Here is a 25,086-nt window from a genome sequence, read left to right as displayed (position 1 = left end):
GCAGATAACAGCAAAAATAATATAAATGTAAACAAAGTGCCCATCTCCTTTATATAGTTTTCTATATATTATATTCATAAGATAAGCAAGGTTTACATAAATTATATATTACATATCTTTCATTAAATCCTCATAATTATATATAAAGTAATCTGCATTAGCTGATATTTCATCTGCTTGATAATGTGAAGCTTTGTCATAAACACCAACAACTTTCATGCCCGCTGCTTTAGCCCCTAACACAGCAGCAATAATATCCTCAAAAACGATACATTGCTCTGGCCTTACTTGAAGCTTTTTGGCAGTTAGCAGGTAAACATCAGGAAAATTTTTGCCTCTTTCTGTTTCTAATGTAGTTGTTATATTTTCAAAGTAGTCATATACTTTGTTATTTTTTAACACTATTTCAATTAATGATTTTAAGTTGCTGCTTGCTATGGCTAGTTTTATGCCTTTTGATTTAAGAAAAGACAAGTACTCTTCTGCTCCCGGTTTAAGTTTGATGTTATTTGCATATTCATAATAAGCCATAGTATTCCATTCATCCATTATAGCTTCTATTTCTTCAGTTAGATTAAAACGCTTTTTAAAATACTTAGCTGTATCTATAAAGTTCAAGTGGGTTACAGCATCATTTAAGCCCTCAGGTACTTCTAAATTTCTAGCTTTAAGAAAGTCTAAATCTATTTTCTCCCAAACGTACATTGAATCTATAAGTGTACCATCTAAATCAAAAATAGCAGCTTTTATATTGGTAAGCAAATTTATCCCCCCATATTACCACATGTTATCCTCTGATAGTATAACATGAAAGCTGTGAAATATGTTTAGAAATGTCTTTCAAAAATTACGCACTTTTCTTTATGCTTAAAGTCTTCAGCAGAATTAATTCCTAACCTGTTTAGAATGTTTTTCATAGTATCGCTGTCAACTGATACTTTAATTTCAGAATTATAAGCAAATTCATTAAGGCTATCTCTTCCTTCATCTTTTGGAATTATAGCTTTAGGTCCTCCTACACAGCCCCCTATACAGCCCATGCCTTCAATAAAGTTTGCACGAATATTTCCTTCTTGGACTTCACTTAACATTTTCTTGCATTCTACCATTCCATTAGCCTGAGTTGTTGTGAGCATTTTAAATTTTTCAGGGAATAATCTTTCTATAGCATCACTGACAGCTTTAGAAACTCCTCCGGTTCTTCCGTAAAGTCTTCCACCCATAGAAGCATATTCTGTAGAATAGTCTTCTTTCATATCTTTAGGGTTTATATTTAATGCGTTAAATATATCCTTAACTTCTGCAAAGGTTAATACATAATCTATGTCTCCAAGTAAATCCTTTTCTTTGGCTTCTGCCTTTTTAGCAATACAAGGTCCTATAAAAACTACTTTGCAGTTTGGGTTTAAAGTTTTCATTACCCTTCCGGCAGCTATCATTGGAGATACTGAAGGTGAAACATGTTTAACTAAATCCTTGTAAACTCTTTTTAGGGCAGCTACCCACATAGGACAGCAGCAGGAGGTTATCATAAAATCGTCTTTTGTATGTACATGTTCGTCAAATTCCACAGCTTCTTTTAGTGTAAGCATATCAGCAAAGAAAGCTACTTCTACCATTTCTGTAAAGCCAATTTTTTTGAAGGCACTTCGAAGTTTATATATGCTTACATCAGATCCAAACTGTCCTTGAATTGCAGGGGCTACTGCAGCAATTACAGGGACTTTTTCTTTTAGAAGATTTACAAAAGGAATAAATTCTACTTTGTCTAATATAGAACCTGTTGGACATCCTTCCACGCAAAAACCACAGTCAGTACATTTTTCTTTATCAATAAAAGAAGTGTGATTTTCCTGGTCTATAATTATAGCATCAAAAGGGCAGGATTTTTTACAGGCAGTAGTACCGTCTGTATCTGCACAATCCATAGAACAAGTTCTGATTTTGGTTACTATCTTGTGCTCAGCCTTATAATTTTTTACAGCCTTTTTTAAGTCATCTATATAGTTATCAGTAAAAGTTAGCTCAACTCCGCAAAGAGAAGATATTATCCTTGCGAGATCTTTTTTATTAATATCCGGTTTACTAAGTATATTTTTAACTTTTTCTTCAAAATTTCCATTATAATAAGCGTATACAATTTCTTTAAAAAGGTTGCTGTATTCAGCCTTCAAATTAACATCTCCAATCTTTAAAAAATCCTACATTATTTTATGAACAATATATTTTTTTATACAAAAAATATATTCAATAGCCTCCTCTAGAATATTTTTACTAAAACGTAGTGTGCTTTTCTTTCTCAAAAAACTATGGATAAAAAATAAAAATATGCTAATACTATATTTATCGTTGAAAAAAATGAAAAATGGAGTGAACTTTATGACTTCTTTATTGTTAATAATGCTTGGTGGAACATTAGGATTTTTTGCAGCATCACTTTGCAAGGCAGCAGGAAGAGCTGATAGAGATATAGAAGAAATTGAAGAACAAATAGAAAAATAAATGATAACTATTTTCAATATTCCTTCATAGATTATATTATAATATATAATTTTGGAGGAATATTATGGTGATAGAAGCGGCAGCAGTAATTACTGCGGTAGTAGCTATTGTTATTATTGCTTGTTATAAAGCTACAGGTATTTATGGTGATATAAAAAATTTTTGTATAAAAAATAATGATAAAAATAACTGAAATTTGAATAAATTATAACAACTTGTCCATAATTCCTAATAAGAATTTTATTAAGGAGGAATACTATGGATTATATTATTAAATGTACAAGGGAAGAAAAGGAAATATTACAAATAGCTCTTTATGGATATTTAAATAGGTATAGAGAAAGACTGAAAGAAGTGCAAGATAGTGTTTATAGAGAAGCTATAGAAGATAAAATAAGAATTACGGAGAAAATGCTAGAAGAAATTGGATAAATATAAACTTATATTTAGAAGATGGTTTCACTAGGAGGTGTGACTTTGATTCTAAGGTGCAGATACAGACATAGAAATGCTATGATAGGCAAGTTGCTGGCTGCTGCCGCAATAGGTGCAGCAGGCTGCATAATTCATAAGCTTTTTACATTTAAAGAAGATAACAAATGTCATTATGAAAGCGAAGAAATAAAAATTGTAGAAAGTGCCAGGAAAGCATTAATAAATAAAATAGGGGTTACAAATTCTGAAATAGAAGAGGCAAAGTTATTAAACTTAACAGCTTATGATTTGGCAAAAGATAAAGGATTTAGTGAAGACCAGCTTAAGATGTTTATAAATCACGATAGATTTATTGCAATAGATGAGCTTGTGCTTAACAGAAAAATTAGCAGAGAGATTGGAGAACAGGTTAAGCAGAAAATCAAAGAACATACAGACAGCTGGAGTGGAAAGTTATGTTAATTTGAATATTGTTAATTTTGTGTGGGAATGCTATAACTGAAAGGGGAGTGTAAAGCTTTGTCCAAGGGAAAAGGAAACAAAAACGATAAACAGAATGAAAATATAGGAACTAAGAGAACAGATCCAAGCAATATACAGGATAAAGATATAAAAACCAGAAAAAACAGATAATAGGGAGGCAAGCTGTTATGATTAGAGAGATTATAGGTGCAAAAACTTTAGCTTCAATGGTTATGCCAAAGAAAAACAAAAGAAAAAGAATGGTAGTTCCAGGAATGAGTGCATTAGGTGTTTTAGCCGGAGCTGGAATTGCATATATGGCTATAAAGCGTAGTAAAAATTAATATTCAAAGAGTAGGCTTAACATTGGTCGGGGTGACAGGACTCGAACCTGCGACCTCATGCTCCCGAAGCACGCGCGCTACCATCTGCGCTACACCCCGATAAAAATATTATATTATAATAAAATGGAAAATTCAATATGAATAAAACAAAAGGAGTTATCAAACGATAACTCCTTTATTGTGGTCGGGGTGACAGGGATTGAACCTGCGACCTCATGCTCCCAAAGCACGCGCGCTCCCATCTGCGCCACACCCCGTGAACAAATATTATTATATTAGGAAAGTATAAATAAATCAAGAGTTATTTTTGAAAAAGATAAAAAAACTTTTGAAATTTTTAAAGGACTACAGCTTATATAAACTCTGCAGTCCTTTTTTATTAAAGGGGGAATCTAAGGTTATTTATTTTGTTCTTTTTCTTTATCTCCATAACCTCGAGTAGGAACTGTTGATACTACAAAACCTACAAGTATTGAGACAAGTGCAGGAGCTATTATGTTTAAATACTGAATGTATCTGGTTCTATATAGAGCTAGGGCTGTAATTCCAGTTATGGCTAATGAAGCAGCAAAAATGAGAATTACAAATTTTGCAAAAGAACTGAGAAATTTTTCATATAATCTATGTCTTGTAGGACCGCTTATAATTCCTCTGAATATAAAGTAGGAAACTAAAATAAGTATTACATCAACGCCTGCTGCTATTAAAAAGTTTTTCATTAATTTTATGCCTCCAGTATAGTACTAAGTATTTTATATATATTGTTACCAGTTTTTTAATTTTTTACACAAGTAAATTTAAAATAATAACAAAAATATTTATGCAGCTACAACTTTAAATTTTGTATAAATATACATATTTTTAAATTATGCGTGTATATTTATAAATTAAACCGTTTATTGTATGAAGCACTTTAGCTAAAAATTTGTAATGATGAAGTATGCTAAATATAAACATAATTTTAACTATTTATCATAAAAAATGATAAAAATTACTAATAATAATTATAAAAAAATATTCTTGCATAATTATAAAGGTGCGAGTATAATGATACATGTAATAAATAATAAAGAAAATAAGAATAGATATGAGGGGGAAAATAAATGAAATTTAGATACTTAAAATTAACAGCACTTGCACTTACAGCAGTTTTAACAATGGGATTAGCAGGATGTGGTAAAAAACAGGCGGTTAATACTGATGCAGCTGCAAACAAAGAGCCAGAGAAAAAGGTTGAAACAAAGGTAGATCAAATAAAAAAGGCAGGAAAGATAGTACTAGGAACAAGCCCAGACTATCCTCCTTATGAGTTTATAAAATCAGTTGATGGTAAGGAAACTATTGTAGGTTTCGATATCGAAATTGCTAAGGAAATAGCAAAGGACTTAGGAGTAGAATTAGAAATAAAGTCTATGGACTTTAAAGGACTTCTTGGTGCACTTCAGGCGGGAAATATTGATTTTGTATTATCTGGAATGACTCCAACGGAAGAAAGAAAGCAAAGCGTAGATTTTTCAAATATATACTATACTGCAGTTCAACAAGTTGTAGTTAGAGCAGAAGATAAGGATAAAATCAAGTCAGTTGATGATTTAAAGGGTAAAAAAGTCGGTGTTCAAAAGGGAGCTATACAAGAAGAAATTGCAGCTAATCAAATGCCTAATTCAGAAGCTAAGGCTTTAGGAAAGATTTCAGATATAACTTTAGCTTTAAAGACAAAGAAGGTAGATGCTGCTATAATTGAAGGACCTGTTGCAAAGTCAAATGTAAATGCAAATAGTGATTTAGCAATATCTGATATAGTTCTTAAAACAGAAGAGGCAGGATCTGCAGTAGCTGTTAAAAAGGGAAATAAAGAACTTGTAGATGAGATAAACAAAACTTTAGATAGATTAATGAAAAATAATACTATAGATAAATTAGTAGCTGATGCAAATAGCTTAGCAGAATCAAAATAAGAAGTTTGGGATGAGTTAGACAACAGCTGTTGTCTAACCTCTTTTATTGTTTAGAGTAAGAAAAAAGGAGGGAGTAATTTGGATTTTTCTTTTTTATTTAAGTATTATATGTTCTTTTTAAATGGAGCAAAATTCACATTGATTTTAGCTTTTTTTACTGTGTTATTCGGAGTTATATTAGGACTTTTACTTGCATTAATGAGAATATCTAAAATTAAAGTTCTAAATATTATATCAGGAGCATATATTGAGTTTATAAGAGGAACACCATTAATGGTTCAAATATTTATAATATACTACGCATTACCTGATTTAATAGGTTTTAATATACCTGAAATGCCTTCAGCAATTATGGCGCTAGCTATAAACAGTGGTGCTTATGTAGCTGAAATAATCAGAGCAGGTATACAAGCGGTAGATAAGGGACAGATGGAAGCAGCACGCTCACTAGGTTTAAGCTATGGTGCTGCAATGAGATATGTAATAGTGCCTCAGGCTATTAAAAATATTCTTCCCGCACTTGGAAATGAGTTTGTAGTTGTTATAAAGGAATCATCAGTAGTTTCTGTTATAGGTATTAAAGAGCTTATGTATAATGCAGATACAGTAAGAGGTAATACCTTTAGAGCTTTTGAGCCTCTTATAGTAGCTGCATTAATATATTTTATAATGACCTTCACACTTTCAAAGCTTATGGGAAGGTTTGAGAGGAGGCTAAAGAATAGTGATTAAGGTAAGAAACTTACAGAAAAAATTTGGAAAGCTCCACGTGCTTAAAGGTATAGATATTGAGATTAACAAAGGTGAAGTTGTTGTTGTAATAGGTCCTAGTGGTTCTGGAAAAAGTACTTTTTTAAGATGCCTCAATTTACTTGAAGAGCCAAGCGATGGACAGATTATATTTGAGGGAATTGACATAACTGATAAGGGTACAAATATTAATAAGTTAAGAGAAAAGATGGGTATGGTATTTCAGCAGTTTAATCTTTTCCCTAACATGAGTGTAATAGATAATATTACTCTTGCTCCAAGGAAGCTTAAAGGTCTTTCTAAAGAAGAAGCAGAAAAGACAGCTAAAACGCTGCTCAGGAGAATAGGACTTGAAGATAAGGCTTCAAGTTACCCATCACAGCTGTCAGGGGGACAAAAGCAGAGAATAGCCATAGCAAGAGCACTTGCAATGTCGCCGGATGTTATGCTGTTTGACGAGCCTACATCAGCTCTTGACCCGGAAATGGTAGGAGAAGTTTTAGATGTTATGAAGGAACTTGCGGCAGAAGGTATGACTATGGTTGTTGTAACTCACGAAATGGGTTTTGCAAGAGAAGTAGGGGATAGAGTAATATTCATGGATGAAGGAAGAATACTTGAAGAGGGAACCCCTGAAGAGATATTCAGAAACCCAAAAGAAGCAAGAACTCAGGATTTTTTAAGAAAGGTATTATAGTTATTATAGTGCCAGGCATGTGCCTGGCACTTAATATTTTATATTGTATTTTTCAATGAAATCATTTAAAATGAAATAGAAAAGGCTTTCTATAAATATAAGTAAAGAGGTGCTATATATAATGAATAAGTTTAAATACCTACCTCCAGATAATGGATATCCTGAATGGAATAATAATCCTGAGATTTTTCAGGTTAACAGAATGGATGCTCATGCAACACTTATGCCGTTTGATAGTATTGAAGAAGCATTAGAAGGAAACAGATTTAATTCAAAGCATTACTTATGTTTAAATGGTATGTGGAAGTTCAGCTTTGCTGAAAATCCTGAGAAGAGAATTAAAAACTTTTATGAAAATGATTTCGATACAAGCTCCTGGGCTGAAATAAAGGTGCCGTCTCACTGGCAGATGCAGGGTTATGACTATCCCCAATATACTAATAAAATATATCCTTGGTATGGAAAAGAGAACATAAAACCACCAATAGCACCTACAGCATATAATCCAGTAGGTTCATATGTAAGAAATTTTACTATACCTGAAGGATGGGAAGGAAAACCTGTGTATATAAGGTTTCAAGGAGTAGAATCCGCTTTTTACCTTTGGGTTAATGGGGAATTTGTAGGTTACAGTGAAGATACTTTCACACCTTCAGAGTTTGATATAACGCCATACTTATTAAAAGGAGAAAATAAACTTGCAGTAGAAGTTTACAGATGGTGTGATGCCAGCTGGCTTGAGGATCAAGACTTCTGGAGATTAAGCGGTATTTTTAGAGATGTTTATTTATACTCTACACCAGAAGTTCATATATACGATTTTTCAGCAATTCCTGACCTTGATGAAATTTATAAAAATGCAACTTTAACTGTGAAAGCAAAACTTATAAATTATTATAACAAATCTGTGGACGGTTTAAGTCTAGAAGGTATGCTTTATGACAAGTTAAAAAATAAAGTGTTAAATGAACCTATGAAAATAAATGTAGATTTAAATAATAAATTTGAGTATAAGGTTGAAACTTCAGCTTTTGTTGAAAATCCATTAAAGTGGAGTGCAGAAAATCCTAACCTTTATACTTTAGTACTTAGTTTAAAGGACAGTACAGGAAATATAATAGAAACAGTAAGCTGCAGGATAGGTTTTAGAAAGTTTGAGATTAAAGATGGGTTAATGAAGATAAATGGAAAAAGAATACTGTTTAAAGGTGTTAATAGACATGAATTCAGCCATATAGATGGAAGAGCTGTAAGTTATGAAGATATGCTTTATGACATAAAGCTTATGAAAAAGTTTAATATAAATGCAGTAAGAACTTCCCATTATCCAAATAATGAGCTTTGGTATGACCTTTGTGATGAATATGGGCTTTATGTTATAGATGAAACTAATCTGGAAACTCATGGTATGTGGGAGATGGGGCACTATAAAGAAGAGGAAATTATTCCAGGCAGTCATCCTGAATGGACTGGTGCAGTTTTAGACAGATGCAACTCTATGTTCCAAAGAGATAAAAATCATCCATCTGTAATAATATGGTCTCTTGGTAATGAATCTTACGGTGGAGAAAATTTTATTAAAATGCATGATTTTTTAAAAGAAAATGATCCAACAAGAGTTGTTCATTATGAAGGAATTTTTCATAATAGGGCTTTTGAAGCTGCATCAGACATAGAAAGCCAGATGTACACTAAGCCTCAGGATGTAGAAGCCTATGCTTTAAAGAATCCTAAAAAGCCGTTTATTCTATGTGAATATAGCCACGCAATGGGTAATTCCTGTGGAAACCTATTTAAGTATTGGCAATTATTCAGAAAGTATTCTATACTTCAGGGCGGATTTGTTTGGGATTGGAAAGATCAGGCTATACTTACTGAAACACCTGAAAAAATAGAGTATTTAGCTTATGGCGGTGATTTTGGGGATAAACCAAACGATGGAAACTTTTGCGGTAATGGATTAATATTTGCAGACAAAAGTTTAACACCTAAAATCTATGAAGTTAAAAAATGTTATGAATCTATTCATGTTAATGAGGTAGATTTGAAGAATGGAATAATAAAAATTTATAATGAATTTTTATTTACAAATTTAAATGAGTATAAACTTTTATGGAATGTAACTAAAAATGGCGAAATAATTTCTGAGGGAAGTTTGGATTTGGATATAGAACCGCAGACATCAAAACAAACAGAAATAAATTATAATTTACCTAAAAATGCTCTGCCTGATGAAGAATATATTTTAAATATAAGTTTTGTATTAAAAAAAGAAACTCTTTGGGCAGAAGCAGGTCATGAAGTTGCATTTAAGCAGTTTATTCTTCCTGTTGAGTATAAAGTCGAAATAAAGGCGGTAAATTATCCAGGCATTTCTATTGAGGATAATGAGGATAAATTAAATATTATAGGAAGCAATTTTACAGTTGTTTTTGATAAATTAAAAGGAGAGATTGTATCTTACAAGTTTGAAAATATAGAGCTTTTAAAAGAAGGAATAAGGCCGAATTTCTGGAGAGCAGTAACAGATAATGACAGAGGAAATATGCTTCAGGAAAGATGTGCAGCATGGAAAAATGCCGGAAGTTTAAAGCAGATGAAAAAGTTAAGTATAGAAACTTATAGTTCAAAAGTAATTTTAACTGCTGAATTTATTCTTCCTGCTTCAAGCTTTTCCCTATGTAAACTTCAATATGAAATATTAGGCAATGGAGAGATAAAAATAAATGAAACTCTTGTACCAGGAGAAAACCTGCCTGAAATACCTGAAGTAGGAACACTATTTATTATGGATTCAGTTTTTGAAAATCTGTCATGGTATGGTAATGGACCACATGAAAATTATTGGGATAGAAAAGAAAGTGCTAAAATAGCTATTTACAGAGGAAAGGTTCATGAACAATATGTACCATATTTAAAACCACAGGAATGCGGAAATAAGACAGAGGTTAGATGGGCTGCTTTAGTTAACGAAGAAGGGGCAGGCTTAATGATACTTGGAAATCCTGTAGTTGAATTGAATGTTCTGCCATATTCTATAGAAGAATTAGAAGAAGCTGACCATAATTATAAGCTGCCTAAAAGCAATAAGGTTGTAGTAAGAGTAAATTATAAACAGATGGGAGTAGGCGGTGATGACAGCTGGGGCTCAAAAACTCATCCGGAATTTACTTTATATGCTGACAAACATTACAGCTTTTCCTATACTATAAAAGGAATAAAAAAATAGATTGATATGAATTGAGTCTTCTCAAAATAGATTATAATAATTGAGAGGACTCTTTTTTGTTATTGAAGTAATGTGAAATTTAGTTTATGATTTAAATTAAATATTTTTAACGTAAAGGGGTAATTAAATGAGAAAGTATAAACTTCTTATAGTAGATGATGAAGTTGAGGTTAGAAAGGGAATTATAGATAAAATAGATTGGGAGGCCATAGGGTTTGAAATAGTAGGTGAGGCTGAAAACGGCAAGGAAGCTCTTGAAATTTTTGAAAAAACTTTACCTGATGTTCTGCTTACGGATATAAACATGCCTTTTATGAATGGATTAGAGTTATCTTCAATTGTCAGGGAAAAATATCCTACAACAAAGATAATTGTTGTAACAGGTTATGATGAATTTGAATATGCACATAAGGCTATTAAGTTAAATGTTTTGGAATATATTTTAAGACCTATTTCAGCATCTGAACTTACAGAAATACTTATAAAGACTAAAAAAAAGATAGATGCTGAAATTTTAGAGAAAGAAAACATGGAAACGCTGAGAGAACATTTTAGAAAGAGTCTGCCTATATTAAAGGAAAAATTTTTAGCTTCCCTTATAACAAGTACTTTAACAAAAGAAGAAATAGAAGAAAAAAGTAAAATTTATAATATTGATTTAAAAGGAAACAGCTATACAGTATCTATTGTCAGCATAGATTTTTCAACTTATGAAAAGCGGTTTGAGAATGAAAAGGAGCTTTGGAAATTCTCTGTTCTTAATATTGTAGAGGAAATCGCTGCTAAATATAACTTAGGTGTTGCTTTTATAAATGATGAAACAGTTGTTATAATTAGTAATTTTAAAGATTATGAAAGAGAAAAAATTATTGAAAAAAACTTTAATGCCTTAGAAGAATTAAGACAGACAATTGAAAAGTTTTTGAAGTTTACTGTTACTATAGGTATAGGAAGTATATGCTGTGATATAACTCGTATAAGCCAATCGCATGAAAACGCTTTAGCTGCACTGGATTATAAAATTATTATGGGTAACAACAGACTTATTTGGATTGAAGATATAGAACCTAAAAGTGCCAATAAAATTGTATTTGATGATCTTAAGGAAAAGAGTCTTGAAAGTTCTATAAAAGTAGGTACAGCAGAGGAAATTTCAGATATAATAGATAAGATTTTTAAAGAGATAGCAGATTCTAAAATTTCATTTAATGATTATCAGATATATATTATGGAAATGCTTACTACAATTATGAAAGTTGCAAGGAATTCAGATATTGATATTGATAATATTTTTGGTTCTAATCACAATTTATTTGTAGAGCTTCATAGTTTAAAAGGAATAGAAGAAGTGCAAAGCTGGTTTAAGGATATTTCAATTAAAATAAGAAATTACATTATTAAGGATAGACAGGATACAGCAAATGATTTGGTTGAGAAAGCAAAAGAATATGTAAAAGAACATTTTGGAGAAAGCGATATAAATATAAACAGAGTATGTAATTATCTTCACATAAGTCCTAATTATTTCAGCTTTATATTTAAAAGAGAAACAAAAACAACATTTATAAATTATTTAACCCATGTAAGAATGGAAGAGGCAAAGGAACTTTTAAGGACAACTAACATGAAGACTTTTGAAATTGCAGAAAAAGTTGGATATTCAGAACCCAATTATTTCAGTTACAGTTTTAAGAAAAAATTTAATTTATCGCCTTCGGAGTTTAGAAACAGTGTAAAAGGAACAGCACAGTAAGGAGCTTAGATAAATGAGAAAACTAATGAATAAAATAACTAATTTTATAACACTTAAGAGTATACAGTCAATAATTACAGTGTCTTTTGCTATTATTACTGTTATTGCTATGGTGTTTGTAAGCGTTATACTTTCAGGAAAATTTTCAAGTACAGCTAAACAAAATATAAGCAGAAGCACAATGCAAGTTATTGAGCAGGTAGGATTTAATATAGAAAATTACAAAAACAGCATGATTGATATTGTTAATTTAATTGATGAAAGTATAAATAAAGTAAATACTACTAATAGTCCTGACCTTATTGAAAAGTTAGATGTTATACTTGATATGAGGGATGATATAGTATCTATTGCGTTATTTTCTGATAAAGGAAATCTTATTATGGGGGATCCATTTTCAAAGCTTAAAAATAATGCAGATATAGTAAATCAAGAGTGGTTTATAAAGGCAGTGGAAAATAATGGTGAAGTATTTATATCATCACCCCATGTTCAAAATTTATTTGAGGTTAAACATAATTGGGTAATATCTTTAAGTAAAGCTGTTACATTTAATCAGGGAAGCGAGAAGATAAATGGTGTACTGCTTATAGATTTAAACTTTAGTTCAATAGAACAACTTTGCCAAAAGGTAAGCTTAGGTAAAAGAGGGTATATGTTTATAGTAGATTCAAAAGGAAACTTTATATACCATCCTCAGCAGCAGCTTATATATTTAGGTCTTAAAAATGAGGATGTTAAAGATGTATTAAAAACTTCTTATGGAACAATTACTCAATATATTGATAGAGAGGAAAGGCTTGCAACAGTTAAAACTATAGGAAACAGTGAGTGGAAAATTACAGGGATATCCTATTTGGATGAGTTCTATAAAACTAAGAAGGATATAACAAACTTTTCAGTTTTAATTTTATTATTTGCAATGGTGTTTATTGTATTAATTTTTATAATTATTTCTGCAAAAATAACAAAGCCAATCAGACAGCTTGATAATTCTATGAAAAAGTTAGAAGAAGGTGACTTTAATACAACAGTTCATATTAATGGAGACAAGGAAGTTGTACATTTAGCAAAAACTTTTAATATAATGGTTTCAAAGATAAAACAGCTTATGGAGCAAATAGTTGTTGAGCAGGAAGCAAAGAGGCGCAGTGAGCTGAACGCTTTGCAGGCCCAAATTAATCCCCACTTTTTGTATAACACATTAGATTCTATAGTGTGGATGGCTGAAAATGGAAAAATTGAAGATGTTATAACTATGGTAACTTCTCTTGCAAGACTTTTCAGGATAAGCATAAGCAGAGGGAAAAATATAATTACTGTAAAAGAAGAAATAGAACATGCTAAAAATTATTTAATTATACAAAAGATAAGATTTAAAAGTAAGTTTAGGTTTAATATTGAAGTTGAGGAAGAAGTTCTTCAGTACAAAACTTTAAAGCTTATACTTCAGCCTATTATAGAAAATGCTCTCTATCATGGAATTCAGTATATGGTTGAAGAAGGGGTTATAAATGTTTCTGCTAAAACAGTTGATAATAAGCTGCTTTATGAAGTAACAGATAATGGCTTAGGAATAAAACCAGAAGTTTTAGAAAATATACTTTCGTATAATTCCAAAGAAAATGGCGGGGCAGGAGTTGGAGTAAGAAATGTTCATGAAAGAATACAGATTTATTATGGAAAAGAGTATGGATTAGAAATTCAGAGTGAGTTGGAAGAAGGAACAAGAGTAAAGTTCTGGCTTCCAATAGAAAAGGATGAGAACGATGAAAAATAAATTGCGGTTGTTTTTGATTTTACTCATTATTATTAGTGCTGCTGGTTTTTACGGTTCTTACAGGAGTAAGGGAAAAACCAGCCTTGAACAAAGGATAAATATTGATTTTATTGTGAAAATGAGGGGGGGACAGTTCTGGAACTCCGTATATTTAGGAGCTCATGAAGCTGCTAAGGAATTTAATGTAAATATGACTTTTACAGCACCAGATAGTGAACAAAATACAGAAAGGCAGAAGGAGCTTTTTTTAGATGCATTGGATAAGAATGTGGATGCGGTTATATTAGCTGCTTCGGATTATAAAGGTATGAAAGATTCAGTAGAAAAAGCTTATGAAAGAAAAATTCCTGTTATTACAGTAGACTCTGGTGTTGACTCTGATAAGGTAGTAAGCAGCATTTCTACAGATAATTTCGAAGCGGGAAAGATGGCTGGAGAAAAACTTATTAGTATAGTTGGTGAAAGTGCTAATGTAGCAATAATAAATTTTGTTAAAGGCAGTGAAAGTGCAGACAAGAGAGAGGCTGGAGTAATCAGTGCGTTAGAAAAATATTCTGGAATAAATCTGGTAAGCAGGAAGTATTCTAATTCAAATGAAAAACTTGCTTATACTTTAACTAAAGAACTGCTTTTAAAACAGGATAAAATAGATGGAATAATTGCTTTAAATAATTCAGCTTCCCTAGGAGCAGCTCAAGCTATAGAAGAATTAGGGCTTGCTTTTAAGGTTAAGTTAATTGCCTTTGACAACACACCTCTTGAAATTCAATACTTAGAAAAAGGCGTAATAAATTCAATCGTCGTACAAAATCCTTTTGCAATGGGATATCTTGGAGTAAAATATGCTGCTATGGCAGCAAGAGGAATTAAGGTAGATAAAGAAGTAAATATAGAAACAAAAATTATTGATAGTAACAATATTTATACAGAAGAAAATCAGAAGTTTATATTTCAATTTTCAAGGTAAGATTTAAAGTGAATAAGTATAACGATTAAATTCTACTGTGTATGTTTACAACACAGTAGAATTTTTATATAACAGCGTAGAATTTTATATTATCTTTACATGGACAAGATGTTATTATTAGTACATGAAAACGATACATTACAAACTCAAATTAATAAATCAATAATAAGTAGGGGGAATGGTTTATGAATAAAAAATTAGTTGCAGCAGTATTAGCTACAGCAGTAGTACTTGGAGGATGTGCTTCAAAGTCAGCTTCAACAGGTGGTTCAAATTCATCAGGAAGTTCATCAAATGCTCCAAAGATAGGAGTTACTATTTACAAATTTGACGACAACTTCATGTCCTTTGTAAGACAATCAATTGAAAAGGGAGCAAAGGATAAAGCAGAGTTAACACTTAATGACTCACAAAATGACCAATCTAAGCAGCTTGAGCAAATTGATGCTATGATTTCAAAGGGAGTTAAGGCTCTAGCAATTAACCTTGTTGACCCAAAGGCTGCAGGAAACGTTATTGAAAAAGCTGAAGCAGCTAAACTTCCAGTAATATTCTTTAATAAAGAGCCAGATGCAGCAGCTTTAGCTAGCTATGATAAAGCTTGGTATGTTGGAACTTTATCAAAAGAGTCAGGAGTTATGCAAGGTGAGTTAATAGCAGATGAGTGGAAAAAGAACGCAGAAAAATGGGATTTAAATAAGGATGGAAAAATTCAATACGTATTATTAAAGGGTGAGCCAGGACATCCAGATGCTGAAGCAAGAACTAAGTATGTTGTTGATACTATAGTTGAAAAAGGAATTGGTGTTGAAAAGATAGCAGAAGATACAGCTATGTGGGATACTAACAAAGCTGCAGAAAAAATGGACGCATGGCTTGCTAAGAACGAAGGCAAAATAGAATTAGTTATAGCTAATAACGATGCTATGGCATTAGGTGCTGTAACCTCTCTTGAAAAAGTTGGGTATTTCAAGAATGATAAGTTTATGCCAGTATTTGGTGTTGATGCTATTCCAGATGCACTAGCTAAGATTAAAGAAGGTAAAATGGTTGGTACAGTATTAAATGATGCTAAAAATCAAGGACAAGCAACTCTTGATTTAGCTATAAATGCTGCTAATGGAAAAGATGTTCTTGATGGAACAAAATGGAAGCTAGATGACAAAAAAGCAGTTCGTGTACCATATGTTAAGATTAACAAAGATAATGTAAACACTGCTGAAGAAGCGTATAAATAATAAAAGTGCATATGAGGCACACTTTAAAGTGTGTCTCAAAGCATTTAAAAATTTTGTGGATAAGGAGGGAAATCCATGGATAATACAGCAAACACAATAAAGAGTGCACAATATGTATTAGAAATGATAAATATATCTAAGGAATTTCCTGGAGTTAAGGCATTATCAGGTGTAACTCTTAAAGTTAGACCAGGTACTGTTCATGCTCTTATGGGTGAAAATGGTGCTGGAAAATCAACACTTATGAAATGTTTATTTGGTATATACCATATGGATGAAGGCGAAATTTATTTATGCGGGAAAAAGGTCGAGTTTCAAAATTCCAGGCAAGCATTAGACAATGGTGTTTCAATGGTTCACCAGGAATTAAATCAAGTTAGACAAAGAAATATTATAGATAATATCTGGTTAGGACGCTATCCGGAAAAAGGTTTTTTCATTGATGAAGAAAAGATGTATGAAGATACAAAGAAAATATTTGAAGAACTTGATATAAACTTAGATCCAAGACAAAAGATAAACACATTATCAGTATCACAGATGCAAATGGTGGAGATTGCAAAAGCAGTTTCTTATGATTCTAAAGTAATTGTTATGGATGAGCCAACCTCTTCTCTTACAGAAAAAGAAGTTGACCATTTATTTAAAATTATTGAAAAATTAAAGAAGAAAAATGTAGGAATTATATATATATCTCATAAAATGGAAGAAATTCTTAAAATATCAGATGATGTTACTATAATGAGAGATGGTCAGTGGATTGCTACAAAATCTGCAAAAGAGTTAACTACTGACTTAATAATAAATATGATGGTTGGAAGAGACTTATCTCATCGTTTCCCAGAGAAAACAAATAAGCCTGGAAAAATTATATTAGAGGTAAGAAATCTAACTGGAGAAGTTCAGCCGTCACTTAAGGATGTAAGCTTTGATTTAAGAGAAGGCGAGATACTTGGAATAGCTGGATTAGTCGGAGCCAAGAGGACAGAAATACTTGAAGCTTTATTTGGAATAAGAAAAATAAGTTCAGGAAGTATTAAGCTTCACGGCAAGGACATTAAAAATATTAATCCGCGTGCTGCTATGAAAAACGGCTTTGCTCTTGTAACTGAAGAAAGAAGAGTAACTGGCATATTTGACAGATTATCAATAAGTTTCAACTCAATTATTTCTAACATTGAAAGTTACGTTAAATTTGGATTTTTATCTGATAAAGATATCAGTAAGGATACTCAGTGGGTTATTGATTCTATGAGAGTTAAAACACCTGGTCAGAAAACAGCAATAGGAACATTATCTGGTGGAAATCAGCAAAAGGTTATTATAGGCAGATGGCTGTTAACAAAACCTGAAATATTAATGTTAGATGAACCTACAAGAGGTATAGATGTTGGTGCTAAGTTTGAAATTTATCAGCTTATGAATAAATTAGCCGCAGAAGGTAAAGCCATTATAATGGTATCCTCAGAAATGCCGGAGCTTTTGGGTACAACTGATAGAATATTAGTTATGAGTAATGGAAGAGTTGCTGGTATAGTTGATACTAAGAAGACAACTCAGGAAGAAATTATGAGATTATCTGCAATGTATTTGTAGTGAGGATGTATTAGAATGTATAGTATTCTGAATCGAAAAGGAGGATTTAGCGATGGAAAACAAAAAAGTTTCTTTTGATGCAAAAAGAACAGGACAATGGCTTATGAACAATGCAATATATGTAGTACTAGCAGTACTTATAGTAACTATTATTGCAATAGAGCCTGACTTTTTATCAATGAAAAACCTTATGAATATATTAACTCAATCATCAACACGTATAATAATAGCGCTAGGAGTTGGAGGTATATTAATAACTCAAGGTACAGATCTTTCAGCAGGACGTATGGTAGGTCTTTCAGCTGTTGTATCAGCTTCCTTGCTGCAGGCAACTGATTATGCTTATCGTATGTATCCAAACTTACCTAAACTGCCAATAATAGTTCCAATTTTACTGTCTATAATAATTGGCTGTACTATAGGTTTATTAAATGGAACAGTAGTTTCAATATTTAAAGTACCACCATTTATAGCTACACTTGGTATGATGATTATAGTTTATGGTTTAAGTTCAATATATGTTGACCGTCCGCCATTAGGAGCACAGCCAATAGGCGGTTTCGATAAAGGGTTTAAGAATTTTGTTACTGGAAGTTATGATATATTTGGATTTCAATTACCTCACTTAATTGTTTATGCACTTATAGTAACAATAATTACCTGGATTCTTTGGAACAAAACAAGACTTGGGAAAAATATGTATGCTATAGGCGGAAACCCTGAAGCAGCTGCTGTATCTGGTGTTAATGTTACTAAATATTTAATAATAATATATATTATAGCTGGAGCACTATATGGTTTTGCTGGTACTTTAGAGGCAGGACGTGTAGGTAGTGCAACAAACAATACAGGAAATATGTATGAACTTGATGCTATAGCTGCTTGCGTTGTTGGTGGAGTATCAACTTCAGGCGGTATAGGTACAGTTCCTGGAATTATAACAGGAGTTCTTATATTCCAGGTTATAAATTACGGATTAGCATTCTTAAATGTTAACCCATATATTCAATATATTGTTAAGGGTTTAATTATAGTATGTGCTGTTGCAATTGATATAAGAAAATATTTAAAGAAGAAATAAAAGGGAGGCTTAAGAGCCTCCCCCTATTTTTACGCTCCTTCACTAAGAAATTTGTATTGAGCCATATATAAATCGTAATAAAGTCCTTTAGATTTTATTAGCTCCTCATGAGTTCCTGCTTCTGTGATTCTGCCGTTATTAACTACCATTATTTTATGGCAGTCTCTTATGGTTGAAAGTCTGTGAGCTATAACAAAGGAAGTTCTTCCATGTAAAAGTTTTTGTATTCCTTTCTGTACAAGCTTTTCTGTCTGGGTATCTATATTAGAAGTAGCTTCATCAAGAATTAATATTCTCGGATTTGCAAGAAGGGCTCTAGCAAAAGATATAAGCTGCCGTTGACCTACTGATAGCCTTGAACCTCTTTCGTTTACCTCTGTATCATAACCTTTTTCAAGGCTCATTATAAAATCATGAGCGTTTACGGTTTTGGCTGCTAAAATAACTTCCTCATCTGTAGCATCAAGCCTGCCGTACCTTATATTTTCTTTAATAGTTGTAGAGAATAGGAAGGTATCTTGAAGCATTATACCCATCTGACTTCTTAAGGATTCAAGCTCAACATGTTTTACATTTCTGCCGTCTATTAAAACCTCCCCTTCTTGAGCATCGTAGAAACGGCTTATGAGGTTGACAATTGTGGTTTTACCTGCTCCTGTTGGTCCAACTAAGGCTATAGTCTCGCCAGGATTAATTTTAAAGTTTATCTTATCTAAAACTTTTGTTCCATCTTCATATCCAAAGGTAACATTTTTAAATTCAACTTGTCCTTTAATCTTTGGCATTTTAATGGCATCTTTTATATCTATAATATCAGGCTTAATGTCCATTATTTCAAAAATTCTTTCAGCGGCTGCAAAGTTCATTATTAAAGTGTTATAAAAACTACTTATATTCATTATAGGTCTCCAGAACATGCTTATATACCAGGTAAAAGCTATTATCGTTCCAACGGTCAGACCGCTGTCAATAAGCTTTGCACCATACCAGAAAACTATAACTGAGCCTAAACCCCAGGAAGTTTCAACCATAGGCCAGAACAAGTCATTTAACTTAACAGCGTGGATAAATGCATCCATCATGTCTTTAACCAAACCAAAGAATGTGCTGGAAGTTCTTTTTTCATTAGCAAAAGCCTGAACAACCCTTATGCCTGAAAAATCTTCATGGGTATAAGCATTAAAAGTAGAACGCTTTTTTCTAAACTTCTGCCATCTTTTTCTTGAAAAAGTTTCTATGGAGAATAGACCTATAAGAAGGAAAGGAAGCATAGTAATAGAAGCAAGAGCCAGCTTAAAATTCATAACAAACATCATTACAGCTACACAAATAAGTGTTAAAAGCTCTGGTATAAAGCTGGTTACACTGTTAGTCAGAAGATCATTAAGAGAGTTAACATCTCCTATAACTCTGGCAAGCACCTTTCCAACTGGTCTATTGTCAAAGAAGGAGAAGGACAGCCTTTGTATGTGTTTATATAAATCATGTCTTATGTTTAGAAGTATATTGTTTGTAACAGATGCCATAGCAGTTATTCTTGCTTTTGATGCAATCATAGCTGAAAAGTTCAAAATTATCATAATAGCACCTATTATAATAAGCCCCTTTATATCTTTAGTTTTAATGTTTTTATCTATAGCTATTTGTAGCAGATAAGGGTTTATAAGTCCTACAGCCATAACAAATATAAGAAGTAAAACTACAACAGTTATTTTAAGTTTATAGGGTTTTAAATATTTCAATAATCTTACAGCTAGCTCTGCGTTTGAAAACTTTCTTAAATCTTCATCCTGTTTAACTGTATTTCTAGACATTAAACCACCTCCTCTTTTTCTTCTGATAAGTCAAAGTCTTTAAATTGTTCGCAGTAAATTTCGTAGTATTTTCCTTTTTTGCAAAGAAGCTCTTCATGAGTTCCTTTTTCAATTATTCTTCCATTTTCTACATATATTATCTGGTCTGCATTTTTAACAGCAGATATTCTGTGAGCAATAATAAAGGTTGTTGCCTTTTTATTTCTTTCATGAAGATTTTTAAGAAGTCTGAATTCTGTTTCCATATCAAGAGCAGAAGTTGCATCATCAAGTATTAAAATATCTGCATCTTTTATAAGTGCTCTTGCTATAGAAAGTCTCTGTTTTTGTCCCCCTGAAAGTCCGATACCTCTTTCACCTATAATAGTTTCATATTTTTCATCAAGCTCTTCAATGAAATCTTCTGCACAGGCTAATCTGCAGGCTTCTTTAATCTCAGCTATTGTTGCATCTTCTCTGCCGAAACGTATATTTTCTTCAATGCTTGCTGAGAAAAGGAAAGTGTCCTGTGAAACCACAGCCATCCTGCTTCTTAAATCGTTAAGATTAACTTTTCTAACATCATGACCATCTATAAAAACAGTTCCATCTGTAACATCGTAATATCTGCCTATTAAGTTTAATATAGAAGACTTTCCAGAACCTGTAGTTCCCATTATGGCAACTGTGCTTCCAGCAGGAGCTTTAAGATTTATATTTTTCAATACATACTCATCTTTATACTTAAAAGAAACATTTTTAAATTCTATATCTCCTTTAATTTTTTCAAGTCTTTGAGAATTTTCAAAGTCTTTGATAGCTGGTTCTATATCCATGATAGCCATTATCTTTTTAGCTGAAGCATTAGCCTGAGCTATAAGATTTGTAAGCCAGCCAAGCATTCTCATAGGCCAGATAAGCATCCATATATATCCGCTGAAAGCTACCAGTGTACCAAGAGTTATGGAATCCTTCATAACGAATATTCCACCGACAGCTACTAAAAGAACAATAGAGATATTAGTTAAAAATTCAATTGGAGGAAAGTAATTTGCAATTACATTTGTCTGCTCCATATTAAGATTGTAGTTTTCTTTATTAAGTTTTAAAAATTTTAACACTTCGTATTTTTCACGGGCAAAAGCTTTAACAAGCCTTACTCCAGCTATATTTTCCTGAGCTGCAGTGTTTAAAATAACGCTTTGATCGCTTAATTTTTCATAGGTTTTTCCTATTTTCTTTTCAAGCTTTAAAGCAAGATAAGCTATAGGAGGCATAGTTATAAGGCAGATAATAGTAAGCTTTAAGTCTAAGAAAAATAATATGGAAGATGCAATTACAAAATAAATTATATTTTCAATAAATAGTCTAATGCCAAAGGATATACTTCTCCACACATTGTCTACATCTTCTCCTATTCTTGACATAAGTTCTCCTGTGTTCATATTGTCAAAAAAGCTAAAAGGAAGTTTTTGGATGTGATCAAATAAATCTTTTTTTATATCTATACTAATCTTTGCAGAAAGTACATCAAATAAATATTCCTTAATATATCCAAGTATTGCTCTGCCTAAAGTTATAGCGATAAGTCCCCAAAGCACAGGCCAGAGCATTTCAATTTTGCCGTTTATAAATACATCATCTGTAACTACCTTTTGAAGATATGGATTGTACATATCTATTATAATTGCCAGTGTCATTGCTATGGATGGAACTATAATCAGCAATTTATAATTCCAAACATACTTAAAAATTCGTTTCATTTAAAATCCCCCTTTCAATAGTAACATAAAAATAAAAAACCATGGTTATCCCATGGTCTCTAAACATAAATATACAAGGCAAAATATACCTTATAAATTGTATATAAAAAGGCCATGGGTTAACAGCAGCCCATGACCTGTATTTCATAACCTGTATTTCATGGTGTCAATTCTGAGGTAGGGCTGCCATATAAAATTTTAGACGCAAAAATGCCATAAATTCCGTTAGCGATCATAGTAATTTGTTTTAATGATGATTTATTTACTAACATTGATCCTACCTCCTTTTTTAATAATTTATAATTACTTCCATTTAAGGATACAACTTTTAACAATCTTTGTCAATGGAAAATAAGGAAAAATTTCAAAGTATATAATGATAAATTTAAAAAACAACATAGTAATATCGTATCGATTTATATTATGTGTCGTATATATAATTAGATTTTAAAAATGGAGGAATAACTATGAAAAAAAGAAACTTACTTTGTATAACTTTAGCCTTGTCCTTTGTTCTCTCAGCCTGTGCCGCAAAGAAAAGTGAAAGTTACTCTAAAGCAGCTATAGAAAATAACGCATCTCAGGAAACATCTATAAGTAGTGCAGGTATGGCTGATAATGGTGCTCAAGTAGCAGATGCTGAAGAAAAGCTAGAGAATCAAGCTAATGCAATAAGCGATAAAAAGATAATCACAAATGCTAATATTTATATTGAGGGAGAGGATCTTTTAAAGCTTTCAAACAGCATACAGCAAAAGGCAGCTGAACTAGGAGGATATATTGAAAGCGAAGAATTTTCAGAGTACAGGCTTACTACACGAGTAAGAATTCCAGCTGCTAAGTTTGACAGCTTTATAACTTATACTGAAAAAGGGTTTACTGTAAAGAGCAAAAATGTTTTCAGTGAAAATATAACAAATGCTTACGTAGATAATGAAGCAAGGCTTAATAATTTAAAGGCACAGGAAAAGCAAATACTTGAAATACTAAAAAAGGCAAATACAGTAGAGGAGGTTTTAAAAGTTCAGGCAGAGCTTTATAAGGTAAGAGGAGAGGCAGAAGCATTGGAGGCAAGAAAGAAAAGCTGGGATAGGCAAGTAGATTATGTCTCTGTAACAATTATAGCAGATAAAAAGCAGATTATTCCGGATAATAAAAAGACTATTATAAGCGGAAATGAATTTGTAAAGGCTATAAGTAAAGGTTTTATAAATACAGCTATTTCTTTAATACTTTTTGTGCAGAATTTACTTATATTTATTTTTTCAAATATACTAGTAATTGGGCTATTAATTATTGCAGCATTATTTGGATACAGGAAGTATAAAAAGTATAGTAAAAAATAAGATGTTTAGGTTTTACTTAATTTATGAATAAATACCAAATTTAAGGGAAAAATAAACCCATATATATGTAATTTTTATAATGGAGGTATAGATATGGGTGGAGGAAATAATAATAACGAAGATAATTCATTAGAGAGTCTTTATAATAGTTTTGGCGGCGGAAATGATAGCGAAATGGCTCAAGAGATAAGCAATCTGAAAGAGCAGTTAAACAGTTTGCAGCAAACACTTTATGATATGCAGTCAAATTCCTTCAGCGGCGGAGGAAATAATTTTAAAGACAGCGGCAGTCAGCAGAAAGAACAAAAATCCGGTGGTGAAAGAAAAAGCAATAAAGAAAGCGGAAATGGACAAAATGCACAGGCTTTAAATCAGCTTTTACAGCAGATGCAGGAATTTAGAAGTCAGGCGCAAAAACAGCAGCAGCAGGTTCAAATGGAAGTAGAAAAGTCAATTTCACAGGCAATGCAGCTGCTTCAGCAGGCAAGCGAACAAATACAATCAAATAATGCACTATATCAGATGAATTCACTTATAGACCAGGCTCAGATGCAGCTTAACGGTATGGGAGCGGGAGCACAAAAACAGCAGGGAAAGCAAGAGGAACAAAAATCTCAAGATAAAAAACAGTAAAATGTGTATAATATAAATTAAAGAAAGCAGCATAGCTGCTTTTTTTAATTTGAAGTCAGGAGTGTAGTTCAAAATGAAAAGGCTTGAAAGAGATTTTTATAATAAAGACGGTGTTACAGTAGCCAAAGAGCTGTTAGGAAAATATCTTGTACATGTTGTAGAGGGGGAAGAGCTTATAGGCAAAATAGTAGAGGTAGAAGCTTATATGGGGCCTTTTGATAAGGCTGCCCATTCTTTTAACAATAGAAGGACTGAAAGAAATGAAGTTATGTATGGACCTCCAGGTTTTGCTTATGTATATATGATATACGGTATGTACAATTGTATGAATGTAGTTGCAGAGGATATAGGCAAGCCTCAGGCAATTCTTATAAGAGCATTGGAGCCGGTAAAGGGTTTAGAAGCTATGAGTAAATTCAGATACGGCAAAGAATACTATAAGCTATCTAAGAGAGAAAAGCTAGGCTTAACAAGTGGTCCTGGAAAGCTATGCAAGGCTTTCAATATAGATAGAAGTGTAAATGGTGAGGATTTGTGCAAGGAGAAGTTATATATATTTAAGGATGAAGTTGAGGAAAAGTTTGAGATAATAACAACTAAAAGAATAAACATAGACTATGCAGAGGAAGCTAAAGATTATCCATGGAGATTTTACATAAAAGATAATTCTTATGTTTCTAAAAAATAATAATTTCAAAATATTTTGTGCTGAATTTTTTAATAAATATATTAAAATTTAAAGTATTGACAATATTTTTA

Annotated in this window: 23 protein-coding genes and 2 tRNA genes; 18 read left to right on the top strand and 7 right to left on the bottom strand. The window is 32.0% G+C overall.

Annotated elements, in window-relative coordinates:
- Positions 1–108: 108 nt before the first annotated feature.
- Positions 109–762: an HAD family hydrolase gene (locus M2651_RS00485; RefSeq protein ID WP_252130362.1), complete on the bottom strand. Its 654-nt coding sequence runs from the start codon at positions 760–762 to the stop codon at positions 109–111.
- 65 nt (positions 763–827) lie between these two features.
- Positions 828–2,174, bottom strand: coding sequence for a [Fe-Fe] hydrogenase large subunit C-terminal domain-containing protein (locus tag M2651_RS00480; RefSeq protein WP_252130361.1), 1,347 nt, complete (start codon positions 2,172–2,174; stop codon positions 828–830).
- 205 nt (positions 2,175–2,379) lie between these two features.
- On the opposite strand from M2651_RS00480, the gene M2651_RS14275 reads away from it, so the two are divergent.
- The 5 genes from M2651_RS14275 to M2651_RS00465 all read left to right on the top strand — a co-directional run bounded on the left by M2651_RS14275 (position 2,380) and on the right by M2651_RS00465 (position 3,743).
- Positions 2,380–2,502, top strand: coding sequence for a hypothetical protein (locus M2651_RS14275; protein WP_286207893.1), 123 nt, complete (start codon positions 2,380–2,382; stop codon positions 2,500–2,502).
- A gap of 64 nt (positions 2,503–2,566) precedes the next feature.
- A complete protein-coding gene (locus tag M2651_RS14270) occupies positions 2,567–2,695 on the top strand; it encodes a hypothetical protein (protein WP_286207892.1) in 129 nt (42 codons plus the stop codon).
- Between the two features lie 65 nt (positions 2,696–2,760).
- On the top strand, positions 2,761–2,934 hold the full coding sequence (locus M2651_RS00475; RefSeq protein WP_252130360.1) for a hypothetical protein: 174 nt from the start codon (positions 2,761–2,763) through the stop codon (positions 2,932–2,934).
- 45 nt (positions 2,935–2,979) lie between these two features.
- Positions 2,980–3,399: a hypothetical protein gene (locus M2651_RS00470; protein ID WP_252130359.1), complete on the top strand. Its 420-nt coding sequence runs from the start codon at positions 2,980–2,982 to the stop codon at positions 3,397–3,399.
- Positions 3,400–3,587: 188 nt separating this feature from the next.
- The gene (locus tag M2651_RS00465; RefSeq protein WP_252130358.1) at positions 3,588–3,743 is read left to right on the top strand and encodes a hypothetical protein; all 156 of its coding nucleotides are present in this window, start codon (positions 3,588–3,590) and stop codon (positions 3,741–3,743) included.
- A 23-nt stretch (positions 3,744–3,766) separates the two neighbouring features.
- Here M2651_RS00465 and M2651_RS00460 read toward each other — a convergent pair.
- From M2651_RS00460 to M2651_RS00450, 3 genes are all read right to left on the bottom strand, one after another.
- Positions 3,767–3,842 (bottom strand) — tRNA-Pro (locus tag M2651_RS00460).
- Positions 3,843–3,924: 82 nt separating this feature from the next.
- Positions 3,925–4,000, bottom strand: a tRNA-Pro gene (locus M2651_RS00455).
- A 141-nt stretch (positions 4,001–4,141) separates the two neighbouring features.
- A complete protein-coding gene (locus M2651_RS00450) occupies positions 4,142–4,462 on the bottom strand; it encodes a hypothetical protein (protein ID WP_252130357.1) in 321 nt (106 codons plus the stop codon).
- A 384-nt stretch (positions 4,463–4,846) separates the two neighbouring features.
- On the opposite strand from M2651_RS00450, the gene M2651_RS00445 reads away from it, so the two are divergent.
- The 10 genes from M2651_RS00445 (at position 4,847) to mglC (ending at position 18,792) form a co-directional block, all read left to right on the top strand.
- Positions 4,847–5,701: an ABC transporter substrate-binding protein gene (locus M2651_RS00445; RefSeq protein WP_252130356.1), complete on the top strand. Its 855-nt coding sequence runs from the start codon at positions 4,847–4,849 to the stop codon at positions 5,699–5,701.
- 78 nt (positions 5,702–5,779) lie between these two features.
- Positions 5,780–6,433, top strand: coding sequence for an amino acid ABC transporter permease (locus M2651_RS00440; RefSeq protein ID WP_252130355.1), 654 nt, complete (start codon positions 5,780–5,782; stop codon positions 6,431–6,433).
- Complete coding sequence (locus M2651_RS00435; protein ID WP_252130354.1) at positions 6,426–7,148, top strand: amino acid ABC transporter ATP-binding protein; 723 nt, start codon at positions 6,426–6,428, stop codon at positions 7,146–7,148. Before M2651_RS00440 ends, M2651_RS00435 begins: the two co-directional genes overlap by 8 nt.
- Before the next feature lie 121 nt (positions 7,149–7,269).
- Positions 7,270–10,377 (top strand): beta-galactosidase, LacZ type, encoded by a 3,108-nt coding sequence (gene lacZ, locus M2651_RS00430; RefSeq protein ID WP_252130353.1) that lies wholly within the window; start codon positions 7,270–7,272, stop codon positions 10,375–10,377.
- Between the two features lie 127 nt (positions 10,378–10,504).
- Positions 10,505–12,130: a response regulator gene (locus tag M2651_RS00425; protein ID WP_252130352.1), complete on the top strand. Its 1,626-nt coding sequence runs from the start codon at positions 10,505–10,507 to the stop codon at positions 12,128–12,130.
- 13 nt (positions 12,131–12,143) lie between these two features.
- Positions 12,144–13,910 carry a sensor histidine kinase gene (locus M2651_RS00420; RefSeq protein ID WP_252130351.1) on the top strand — a complete coding sequence of 589 codons (1,767 nt, stop codon included), beginning with the start codon at positions 12,144–12,146 and terminating at the stop codon, positions 13,908–13,910.
- A complete protein-coding gene (locus tag M2651_RS00415; protein ID WP_252130350.1) occupies positions 13,900–14,877 on the top strand; it encodes a substrate-binding domain-containing protein in 978 nt (325 codons plus the stop codon). The genes M2651_RS00420 and M2651_RS00415 overlap by 11 nt, the downstream gene beginning before the upstream one ends.
- A 185-nt stretch (positions 14,878–15,062) precedes the next feature.
- Positions 15,063–16,115: a galactose/glucose ABC transporter substrate-binding protein MglB gene (gene mglB / locus M2651_RS00410; RefSeq protein WP_252130349.1), complete on the top strand. Its 1,053-nt coding sequence runs from the start codon at positions 15,063–15,065 to the stop codon at positions 16,113–16,115.
- Between the two features lie 75 nt (positions 16,116–16,190).
- Complete coding sequence (gene mglA / locus M2651_RS00405; protein WP_252130348.1) at positions 16,191–17,711, top strand: galactose/methyl galactoside ABC transporter ATP-binding protein MglA; 1,521 nt, start codon at positions 16,191–16,193, stop codon at positions 17,709–17,711.
- Between the two features lie 52 nt (positions 17,712–17,763).
- Positions 17,764–18,792, top strand: coding sequence for a galactose/methyl galactoside ABC transporter permease MglC (mglC, locus tag M2651_RS00400; protein WP_252130347.1), 1,029 nt, complete (start codon positions 17,764–17,766; stop codon positions 18,790–18,792).
- Between the two features lie 29 nt (positions 18,793–18,821).
- Here mglC and M2651_RS00395 read toward each other — a convergent pair whose 3' ends face one another.
- Entirely contained in the window at positions 18,822–20,606 is a 1,785-nt protein-coding gene (locus tag M2651_RS00395) for an ABC transporter ATP-binding protein (RefSeq protein ID WP_252130346.1), read from the bottom strand.
- Complete coding sequence (locus M2651_RS00390; RefSeq protein WP_252130345.1) at positions 20,606–22,348, bottom strand: ABC transporter ATP-binding protein; 1,743 nt, start codon at positions 22,346–22,348, stop codon at positions 20,606–20,608. Before M2651_RS00390 ends, M2651_RS00395 begins: the two co-directional genes overlap by 1 nt.
- Before the next feature lie 467 nt (positions 22,349–22,815).
- Between M2651_RS00390 and M2651_RS00385 the strand changes: the two genes are divergently transcribed.
- The 3 genes from M2651_RS00385 (at position 22,816) to M2651_RS00375 (ending at position 25,015) form a co-directional block, all read left to right on the top strand.
- Positions 22,816–23,694 carry a DUF4349 domain-containing protein gene (locus tag M2651_RS00385; protein ID WP_252130344.1) on the top strand — a complete coding sequence of 293 codons (879 nt, stop codon included), beginning with the start codon at positions 22,816–22,818 and terminating at the stop codon, positions 23,692–23,694.
- A gap of 93 nt (positions 23,695–23,787) precedes the next feature.
- A complete protein-coding gene (locus M2651_RS00380; protein WP_252130343.1) occupies positions 23,788–24,327 on the top strand; it encodes a hypothetical protein in 540 nt (179 codons plus the stop codon).
- Positions 24,328–24,400: 73 nt separating this feature from the next.
- Complete coding sequence (locus tag M2651_RS00375) at positions 24,401–25,015, top strand: DNA-3-methyladenine glycosylase (protein ID WP_252130342.1); 615 nt, start codon at positions 24,401–24,403, stop codon at positions 25,013–25,015.
- The last annotated feature ends 71 nt before the right edge of the window (positions 25,016–25,086 follow it).

This window comes from Clostridium caldaquaticum, assembly GCF_023806125.1.
Taxonomy (GTDB): Bacteria; Bacillota; Clostridia; order Clostridiales; family Clostridiaceae; genus Clostridium_AT; species Clostridium_AT caldaquaticum.
Note: the sequence above shows the minus strand (reverse complement) of the source record. Positions and strands in the feature narration are given on the sequence as shown.

What these genes read in the sequence shown, in the direction of transcription:
- M2651_RS14275 (WP_286207893.1), top strand. Translation starts at nt 2,380, where the DNA reads ATGACTTCTTTATTGTTAATAATGCTTGGTGGAACATTAGGATTTTTT.
- M2651_RS14270 (WP_286207892.1), top strand. Translation starts at nt 2,567, where the DNA reads ATGGTGATAGAAGCGGCAGCAGTAATTACTGCGGTAGTAGCTATTGTT.
- M2651_RS00475 (WP_252130360.1), top strand. Translation starts at nt 2,761, where the DNA reads ATGGATTATATTATTAAATGTACAAGGGAAGAAAAGGAAATATTACAA.
- M2651_RS00465 (WP_252130358.1), top strand. Translation starts at nt 3,588, where the DNA reads ATGATTAGAGAGATTATAGGTGCAAAAACTTTAGCTTCAATGGTTATG.
- M2651_RS00450 (WP_252130357.1), bottom strand. Translation starts at nt 4,462, where the DNA reads ATGAAAAACTTTTTAATAGCAGCAGGCGTTGATGTAATACTTATTTTA.
- M2651_RS00445 (WP_252130356.1), top strand. Translation starts at nt 4,847, where the DNA reads ATGAAATTTAGATACTTAAAATTAACAGCACTTGCACTTACAGCAGTT.
- lacZ (WP_252130353.1), top strand. Translation starts at nt 7,270, where the DNA reads ATGAATAAGTTTAAATACCTACCTCCAGATAATGGATATCCTGAATGG.
- M2651_RS00425 (WP_252130352.1), top strand. Translation starts at nt 10,505, where the DNA reads ATGAGAAAGTATAAACTTCTTATAGTAGATGATGAAGTTGAGGTTAGA.
- M2651_RS00420 (WP_252130351.1), top strand. Translation starts at nt 12,144, where the DNA reads ATGAGAAAACTAATGAATAAAATAACTAATTTTATAACACTTAAGAGT.
- M2651_RS00415 (WP_252130350.1), top strand. Translation starts at nt 13,900, where the DNA reads ATGAAAAATAAATTGCGGTTGTTTTTGATTTTACTCATTATTATTAGT.
- mglB (WP_252130349.1), top strand. Translation starts at nt 15,063, where the DNA reads ATGAATAAAAAATTAGTTGCAGCAGTATTAGCTACAGCAGTAGTACTT.
- mglA (WP_252130348.1), top strand. Translation starts at nt 16,191, where the DNA reads ATGGATAATACAGCAAACACAATAAAGAGTGCACAATATGTATTAGAA.
- mglC (WP_252130347.1), top strand. Translation starts at nt 17,764, where the DNA reads ATGGAAAACAAAAAAGTTTCTTTTGATGCAAAAAGAACAGGACAATGG.
- M2651_RS00395 (WP_252130346.1), bottom strand. Translation starts at nt 20,606, where the DNA reads ATGTCTAGAAATACAGTTAAACAGGATGAAGATTTAAGAAAGTTTTCA.
- M2651_RS00390 (WP_252130345.1), bottom strand. Translation starts at nt 22,348, where the DNA reads ATGAAACGAATTTTTAAGTATGTTTGGAATTATAAATTGCTGATTATA.
- M2651_RS00385 (WP_252130344.1), top strand. Translation starts at nt 22,816, where the DNA reads ATGAAAAAAAGAAACTTACTTTGTATAACTTTAGCCTTGTCCTTTGTT.
- M2651_RS00380 (WP_252130343.1), top strand. Translation starts at nt 23,788, where the DNA reads ATGGGTGGAGGAAATAATAATAACGAAGATAATTCATTAGAGAGTCTT.
- M2651_RS00375 (WP_252130342.1), top strand. Translation starts at nt 24,401, where the DNA reads ATGAAAAGGCTTGAAAGAGATTTTTATAATAAAGACGGTGTTACAGTA.